This window comes from Gluconobacter sp. P1D12_c, from assembly GCF_018812105.1.
Classification (GTDB): Bacteria; Pseudomonadota; Alphaproteobacteria; order Acetobacterales; family Acetobacteraceae; genus Gluconobacter; species Gluconobacter oxydans_A.
In genome coordinates this window covers 1-909 of the sequence record NZ_JACSIQ010000060.1, presented here as the reverse complement: position 1 = coordinate 909, position 909 = coordinate 1, and the positions used below count along the sequence as shown (strand labels likewise).

Here is a 909-nt window from a genome sequence, read left to right as displayed (position 1 = left end):
AACTCAAATCGCCCAAGTCCGTCAGGGCGTCCATGAAGCACGCCTACCGAGAGCAGGATACGCCAAACGCTGACGCCACGAGAACGCCAGACAATGACCTGATCGGGCCGCAGAACGTCAAACAGGGCATGATCGCGTTCGAGAAGGCGCTACCTGAGAAGATCCGCAAGAACGCCGTCCAGTGCATCGAATACCTGGTCACGTCCTCACCTGGCGCGTTCGAGAACCGGAACGCTGACCAGGAGGCGTATTTGGGGTCACGACACGAAAGTGTATTTTACGTACGCTTAGGGTGAACACCTACAGAACCGCCAGCATTGGGGTTCAAGCGACAAGCAGGGATGCAGGCACCCGAAGCGGACGTAACGCGCCCGCTTCGGGCTGCTCATCGACATTCCAGCGATAGTCCCCTGTCAGAGAGATATGCTCCCAGCCGAGGGGTGCAATATGCCGCGCCAGGTCATCGGAAATGCCGAGCGTTGCGATGGCAGACTGAAGATAGCGCGTATTCCATAGGATAACCGCTGCCACCAGCAGGTTTAAACCTGACGCTCGATAAGCCTGATTTTCAAAACGCCGATCCCGCAGTTCACCAAGCTGGTTGAAGAAGAGCGCCCGAGCCAGCGCATTCCGGGCTTCTCCCTTGTTGAGCCCTGCCTGGGTTCGCCTGCGCAAATCCAGATCCTGTATCCAGTCGAGCATGAAAACCGACCGCTCGATCCGGCCAACTTCACGCAAGGCCACAGCCAGACCATTCTGACGGGGATAAGATCCGAGCTTCCGCAGCATGGCCGAGGCCGTCACGGTTCCACTCCGAATGGATGTGACCAGACGCAGCAGGTCGTCCCAGTGGGCCGCAACATGATCGGTATTGATCGGGTCACCGGCCATTCCACTCAGGAGATCACC

At 58.2% G+C, this 909-nt stretch carries 2 protein-coding genes; one reads left to right on the top strand and one right to left on the bottom strand.

The features are described 5' to 3' along the window. Nucleotides 1-296: plasmid recombination protein (locus tag KP705_RS15470; RefSeq protein ID WP_215764794.1), on the top strand; the 296-nt coding region annotated here is incomplete at its 5' end. Nucleotides 297-324: 28 nt separating this feature from the next. Here the strand turns inward: KP705_RS15470 and KP705_RS15465 are convergent. Next, on the bottom strand, nucleotides 325-909 hold a 585-nt coding region (locus KP705_RS15465), incomplete at its 5' end, for a Tn3 family transposase (protein WP_215764792.1).